Source organism: Symplocastrum torsivum (assembly GCF_059505465.1).
This window is the reverse complement of the sequence record NZ_JCACKQ010000049.1, coordinates 45,572-52,276: the sequence shown is the minus strand read 5'-3', so window position 1 is coordinate 52,276 and position 6,705 is coordinate 45,572. Positions and strand designations below refer to the sequence as shown.

Annotated in this window: 6 protein-coding genes; 5 read left to right on the top strand and 1 reads right to left on the bottom strand. The window is 46.4% G+C overall.

The features are described 5' to 3' along the window. Positions 1–140: 140 nt before the first annotated feature. Positions 141–1,526 (top strand): photosystem II reaction center protein CP43, encoded by a 1,386-nt coding sequence (psbC, locus tag AC5JL3_RS16620; protein ID WP_192219556.1) that lies wholly within the window; start codon positions 141–143, stop codon positions 1,524–1,526. A gap of 106 nt (positions 1,527–1,632) precedes the next feature. Here psbC and AC5JL3_RS16615 read toward each other — a convergent pair whose 3' ends face one another. Beyond that, the gene (locus AC5JL3_RS16615; protein WP_496075536.1) at positions 1,633–2,742 is read right to left on the bottom strand and encodes an S-(hydroxymethyl)glutathione dehydrogenase/class III alcohol dehydrogenase; all 1,110 of its coding nucleotides are present in this window, start codon (positions 2,740–2,742) and stop codon (positions 1,633–1,635) included. Positions 2,743–2,942: 200 nt separating this feature from the next. On the opposite strand from AC5JL3_RS16615, the gene AC5JL3_RS16610 reads away from it, so the two are divergent. The 4 genes from AC5JL3_RS16610 (at position 2,943) to map (ending at position 6,459) form a co-directional block, all read left to right on the top strand. Continuing rightward, positions 2,943–4,367 carry an ammonium transporter gene (locus AC5JL3_RS16610; protein ID WP_496075535.1) on the top strand — a complete coding sequence of 475 codons (1,425 nt, stop codon included), beginning with the start codon at positions 2,943–2,945 and terminating at the stop codon, positions 4,365–4,367. A 13-nt stretch (positions 4,368–4,380) separates the two neighbouring features. Then, positions 4,381–4,899 carry a hypothetical protein gene (locus tag AC5JL3_RS16605; RefSeq protein ID WP_496075534.1) on the top strand — a complete coding sequence of 173 codons (519 nt, stop codon included), beginning with the start codon at positions 4,381–4,383 and terminating at the stop codon, positions 4,897–4,899. A 125-nt stretch (positions 4,900–5,024) separates the two neighbouring features. Further along, entirely contained in the window at positions 5,025–5,624 is a 600-nt protein-coding gene (locus AC5JL3_RS16600) for a hypothetical protein (RefSeq protein ID WP_496075533.1), read from the top strand. A 55-nt stretch (positions 5,625–5,679) separates the two neighbouring features. Next, the gene (gene map / locus AC5JL3_RS16595; protein WP_192219561.1) at positions 5,680–6,459 is read left to right on the top strand and encodes a type I methionyl aminopeptidase; all 780 of its coding nucleotides are present in this window, start codon (positions 5,680–5,682) and stop codon (positions 6,457–6,459) included. Positions 6,460–6,705 lie beyond the last annotated feature (246 nt).

Below are 6,705 nucleotides of genomic sequence, written 5' to 3'. Positions count from 1 at the left end.
GAGAACTTTGAGTTCCCTGAGGAAGTTCTTCCTCGTGGTAACGCTCTGTAAAAAACCTTTAAGATGAATGCTGAACGCTCATCTTTCAGCATTCATCACTCCTTGTTTATCATTCATTATTCTCAAAGAGGTACTACCCCGTGGTAACGCTCTCTAATAGTTCTCTGATTGCAGGGAATCGTGACCAGGAATCATCAGGTTTTGCCTGGTGGGCTGGTAACGCCCGTCTAATCAACCTTTCTGGTAAGCTGCTGGGCGCTCACGTTGCCCACTCTGGATTGATTGTCTTCTGGGCAGGAGCAATGACCTTATTTGAGGTTGCTCACTTCGTGCCCGAAAAGCCCATGTACGAACAGGGCTTGATTCTCCTACCTCACCTCGCCACCCTTGGTTGGGGTGTTGGTCCTGGTGGTGAAGTTATCGACATCTTCCCTTATTTTGTTGTCGGTGTACTGCACCTGATTTCTTCTGCTGTTTTGGGTCTCGGTGGTATTTACCACGCGATTCGTGGTCCTGAAACCTTAGAAGATTATTCGGCATTCTTTGGTTACGACTGGAAAGACAAGAACAAGATGACCACCATCTTGGGCTTCCACCTCATTGTTTTGGGAATCGGTGCTTTGCTGCTGGTAATCAAGGCAATGTTCGTCGGTGGTGTGTACGATACTTGGGCACCAGGTGGTGGTGATGTCCGCATCATTACCAACCCGACACTGAATCCTGCTGTAATCTTCGGTTATCTGCTGAAGGCTCCCTTCGGTGGCGAAGGCTGGATTATCAGCGTCAACAACATGGAAGACATCATCGGCGGTCATATCTGGGTTGGTTTGGTTTGCATTTTCGGTGGTATCTTCCACGTTCTCACCAAGCCTTTCGCCTGGGCACGTCGCGCCTTCATCTGGTCTGGAGAAGCTTATCTCTCCTACAGCTTGGGTGCCCTGTCTCTGATGGGTTTCGTTGCTGCTTGTTACGTCTGGTTTAACAACACCGCTTACCCCAGCGAATTCTATGGCCCAACGGGTCCTGAGGCTTCTCAGGCTCAAGCCTTGACCTTCTTGATTCGTGACCAACGCTTGGGTGCAAACGTTGGTTCTGCTCAAGGACCGACTGGCTTAGGTAAATACCTGATGCGCTCTCCTACTGGAGAAATCATCTTCGGTGGTGAAACAATGCGCTTCTGGGATTTCCAAGGCCCTTGGTTGGAGCCTCTGCGTGGTCCTAACGGTCTTGACCTCAACAAGATCAACAATGACATTCAGCCTTGGCAAGCTCGTCGTGCCGCTGAGTACATGACCCATGCTCCTTTGGGTTCTCTAAACTCAGTTGGTGGCGTTGCGACAGAAATCAACTCCTTCAACTACGTGTCTCCACGTTCTTGGTTGGCTTGTTTCCACTTTGTGGTGGGCTTCTTCTTCCTAGTGGGTCACCTCTGGCACGCTGGTCGTGCTCGTGCGGCGGCGGCTGGATTTGAGAAGGGCATCGACCGTATCACTGAGCCGGTTCTATCTATGCCTGACCTCGACTAGATTGCTCAATTAAGTTTCAGTTAAAACTTGAATAACTAAAAGGCTCCTGTTTAAAAGCAGGAGCCTTTTGTTGCACTCAATAGAGTCCTAAAACCTGAAGCAGGTTTTAGAATGTCACAACGCTACGGATAGATTCGCCCTTGTGCATTAAATCAAAACCATCGTTGATTTGCTCTAGAGGCATCACATGGGTAATCAAGTCATCAATGTTAATTTTGCCTTCCATGTACCAATCAACAATCTGAGGAACATCAGTGCGTCCTCTTGCACCACCAAAGGCTGTCCCTTTCCAAACGCGCCCAGTGACTAGTTGAAATGGACGGGTACGAATTTCCTCACCAGCACCTGCAACACCAATAATCACGCTAACGCCCCAGCCTTTGTGACAGCATTCCAAGGCTTGGCGCATCACATTGACATTGCCGATACACTCGAAGCTGTAATCAGCGCCACCTGTGGTTAAGTCAACGAGGTACGGCACTAAATCGCCTTCGACTTCCTTGGGATTCACAAAATCAGTCATCCCAAATTTTTCTGCAAGTGGGCGCCTAGCTGGATTGATATCCACTCCTACGATTTGGCTTGCACCAACCATCCGCGCCCCTTGGATGACATTTAGACCAATACCACCCAATCCAAAGACTACTACCCTCGCTCCTGGTTCGACTTTCGCGGTGTTAATGACTGCACCGACACCCGTTGTTACACCACAACCGATGTAGCAGACTTTATCGAAGGGAGCGTCTTCACGAATTTTTGCTACGGCAATCTCAGGCAGCACGGTGTAGTTGGCAAAGGTAGATGTTCCCATGTAGTGATGGAGCATAGTTCCATCAATTGAAAAGCGACTACTACCATCAGGCATTACACCACGCCCTTGGGTAGAACGAATGGCTTGACAAAGATTGGTCTTGCGACTCAAACAATATTCACACTGACGGCATTCTGGGGTGTAGAGGGGAATCACATGGTCGCCTGGTTTTAGGCTGGTTACACCTTCACCCACCTCGATCACAACACCTGCGCCTTCATGCCCCAGAATGGCGGGGAATAGACCTTCGGGGTCTTTTCCAGAGAGGGTGTAGGCATCGGTGTGGCAAATTCCGGTTGCCTTGATTTCAATCAGCACCTCACCAGCCTTTGGTCCATCTAGCTGCACCGTTTCAATCGTCAACGGTTTGCCTGCCTCGAAGGCTACTGCTGCTCTGATGTCCACTCATTCTCTCCTAATTGCATCAACGGACTCATTTCAGTTTATAACGAGGTTTTTATGCGATCGCTTTTCTAATTTTCTTGTTAAATGTCACTGGTTTGTTATGACAACCGTATCCTAGTTGACTGCAACAACCCAAGCATTTCTTCTAAGTTATTCAACACTTCATCTACCCCCAGTTGGAAATTTACTCAGCGTGAATTATGACTCCTGAAGCGCAAGAATTTTTAGGAACATTTGTATCAGAGAGCTTCTATTACTATGCTTCTGTATTCATGTTGTTGATTCATGCAGGCTTTCTCGCTTATGAAGGCGGTGCATCCCGTACTAAAAACGTTCTTGCCACAATGGTCAAAAACCTACTGACCTTATCAAGTGTTGGCTTAGCGTTTTACTTCTTCGGATGGTGGGTTTACAACGCCTTCCCTTTATTCCCAGTTACAGGTGGAATTCTTGGTCCTTGGACTAACCCAGAAGCCAATGAAACCGTGAAGGCAGCAATGCCCTATGTTCAAGCCTCTTATCCGTGGTCTGATGCCTTAGCACCGAACACGGCAGACCATCTTACTGGGGTATTTTTCTTTGCCTTTGCCCTGTTTGCAATGACCACAGCTTCAATTTTATCAGGAGCCTTAATTGAACGGGTGAAAATCGGGGCTTACCTGATTCTGTCAATCGTTCTTGGTGGTTTTACTTGGGTTGTCGCGGCTGCTTGGGGCTGGAGTGCTTTCGGTTGGTTTTATACTCAATTTGGTTATCACGACTTTGGCTGTGCCGCCGTTGTTCATGGCGTTGCAGGATTCTTCACCTTAGGAGTACTAATCAATCTTGGTCCTAGAATTGGCAAGTATGACGAACAAGGAAAACCTCGACCAATCTTACCTCACAACCTACCTTTAACTATGGTAGGTTTAATGCTTATTTTTGTCGGTTTTTACGCTTTCTTAGCCGCTTGCCTGATTTTCCTTCCCGGTTATGCCAAGGAAACAACAATCTACGGTTCACCAATGACACTTGCTTCAATTGGTGTTAATACTACTCTCGCTCTCGCATCGGGAATAATTGCCGCTTATATCTCTTCTAAAGCAGACCCATTTTTTACAATTTCTGGAGGCTTGGCAGGAATTATTTCAGCAGGTGGTGGTATGGACTTGTATCATCCCTCTTTAGTGATTGTCATTGCTTTTCTTGGTGCTTTCCTGATGCCAAAAGTTGCCATATTTATAGAAAAATTGGGCATTGATGATGCGGTAGGAGCTGTTGGAGTTCATGGTTTTTGCGGAATGTTTGGTGCTTTGGTTGTCGGACTATTCGCCAGTGGCTATCCTCAAGGAGAAGGAGTACCCTTAACTAGTTTATTTGGTCAGTTTGTAGGAGTATTTATCTGTGTTGTCGTTCTTGGTTTTCTTCCAGGATATGGAACTAGCTGGATTTTGAAAAAAATGAATTTATTGCGAGTTTCTAGGGAAGAAGAAATTGAGGGTTTAGATATAGCAGATTTGGGAATTGAAGGCTATCCAGAATACAGCATGAATTGGTCAACACCAAAGATGTTAGAGCCAAATGGGGCAGAAACGATGCCGGAAATGTTTGAACGTCCACGTCCTGGTACTGCTGGAATAGAGTAGGGAGAAAATCAAAATGAGCAGTCCTTTTAAAACCCCTCAAGATTTTTTGGAAGCGAAAGGGCCAATTTATAGCTTCAGCGGTAGTCCTGTAATTATTGGTCTATTGATTATTCTTAGTGTTGGGATTTTAATTTGGTTCATTTATGCTTCCTACACCATCAAAAATGGTAAAACAGAGGCTAAAAATCCGGTAGTTGTAGGTATTCTGATTGCGCTGAGTGCATTTTCCTTAGCCGAGTCAGTTTATAAGCCTCATATTGAGAAAGACAATCGCACTATTACGCACAAAGAATTAGGCAATGAACGAGTTGGTCGTGCAAAGCGGGGACACGAAGGGTATATACCAGCCGTATTAGGAATGATTGCTTCTGGTAGTACGTTGCAGCGTCAATCCCGAAAACCTCGTCGCCGTCTTCAGAATGGTAATTTGATTTTGGGAAGTATTTCTCAGCAAATCCAGAAAGGACTGTCGTTGAGGGGACGTTCTACTCGAACCACAAGAGCTAATCAGAGTAAGCGTCGGTCTTTTTAGTCATACTACAGAAAAGTTGCGATCGCACTTCTGGTCTAAGGGTGGGCATTGCCCACCCTTATTATTTAGCTGTAAACATACTTCACAACGGCTTCCTGCGGAAGCTAGTAATGAACTGAGTGGCTATGAGCAAGCTTTCCAGCGAACAGTTATTTCTCACCAAAGCGGCAAAAGCACTGCTGGATAAAGAAGAACACTCACCGTTTCTCAATCTTTCTCAGTATCAACTTTGGGAGTTAGTGGGTGTTGATGGTTTGCAATTGGTCAAGCGACTTGTGAGTGATGTGGCAGCGAAGATTGCTCCATTCCAATCCCTTGACTTTATCTTTACGGGTTATCAATATTCAGTTCTACGCTTGTGTGAAGGACGCTTTCGCTTGGGTTTGTATGGAGATTTGGGAACGTATGGCGGCTTGAATTTTGAGGAGGCGATCGCTTCTGCCAAAATAGGGTTACAAGTCTGGGCAAAACCTTGTGGCACAATGCAGACAATAGCCCTTCCCAAAGCCACTGCCCTAAACTTACTCCCCCGAATTGCTGTTGTTAAACCGCCCCATTGTTTGCAGAGACTATCGCCAAATTGTGCTGTACCTGCCACAGTTCATGAGATTCCTGTCCTCATCTGGCGACATCGCTTACTCTCAGAGGCAGTGTTTGAGTTACATTCAGCCGTGCAAGATGCCGAGACGATTGGCAGAGCAGCAGCACAAACGCGATCGCAGTAAAGTGAATAAATAGATAGCTCTCCATTGGCGGGAGAAATTGTTGGAATAGAAACTCATGGCATCAGAAACCATCGTTCTTTTATCGAGCCGAGAAATAGAAAAAATGCGTCAGGCTGGGCGCTTTGCTGCTGAACTCCTAGACCACCTGGAAACGATGGTGAAGCCAGGAGTTAGCACATTAGAGCTGAATGATGAGGCTGAACGCTGGACACAAAGTCGTGGCGCAAAAAGCGGCCCTCTTGGCTACCACGGCTTTCCTAAGTCCATCTGCACTAGTGTAAATGAGGTTGTCTGTCACGGCATCCCGAATGCCAAACAAATCCTTAAAGAGGGTGACATCATCAACATTGATGTTACGCCAATTCTCGATGGCTATTACGGCGATACCTCCAAAACCTTCTTTGTCGGTACTCCCTCTCCCATGGCGAAAAAGTTGGTTGAGGTGACCCAAAAGTGTTTAGATGTCGGCATTGCTGAAGTTAAGCCAGGAGCAAAGATTGGAGACATTGGTGCAGCAATTCAGGAATATGCTGAGGCACAAGGGTTTTCTGTAGTCCGAGATTTCGTTGGACACGGCGTTAGCAATATTTTCCATACCGCGCCCCAGGTTCCTCACTATGGCACAAGAGGAAAGGGCAAGCGCCTTCGTCCTGGAATGGTATTCACCATTGAGCCAATGATTAATGAAGGTACCTGGGAAGTTGAGGTTCTCGCTGATCAGTGGACGGCTCTCACGAAAGACCGTAAGCTTTCTGCTCAATTTGAGCATACCGTAGCAGTGACTCAAGACGGTGTTGAAATCCTAACTCTCTCTAGAAAGGTTGCTAAAGTCTAATCGCCTTAAGACAAAACGCCCTCAATCATCGACTCAGTTCATAACACTAATCTCATTAAACTAGTGCGATCGCCTTTGGTAGGGAATAAATGCGATCGCATTTATTCCCTACCTGTCATAGGTTTGTGGAGAAAGGTCAAAGGAACGATCATCCTTGCCTTTTCGCTATTTGGTGCATTGAAAAAACTAAAGATAGGCTTCCTGAAGGGAAGGCATCTATCAACCTCCTAGCCTGCGATTGAGGAG

Excerpts from the sequence above, each read along its gene's own strand:
- AC5JL3_RS16610 (WP_496075535.1), top strand. The coding sequence starts at position 2,943 with ATGACTCCTGAAGCGCAAGAATTTTTAGGAACATTTGTATCAGAGAGC.
- AC5JL3_RS16605 (WP_496075534.1), top strand. The coding sequence starts at position 4,381 with ATGAGCAGTCCTTTTAAAACCCCTCAAGATTTTTTGGAAGCGAAAGGG.
- AC5JL3_RS16600 (WP_496075533.1), top strand. The coding sequence starts at position 5,025 with ATGAGCAAGCTTTCCAGCGAACAGTTATTTCTCACCAAAGCGGCAAAA.
- map (WP_192219561.1), top strand. The coding sequence starts at position 5,680 with ATGGCATCAGAAACCATCGTTCTTTTATCGAGCCGAGAAATAGAAAAA.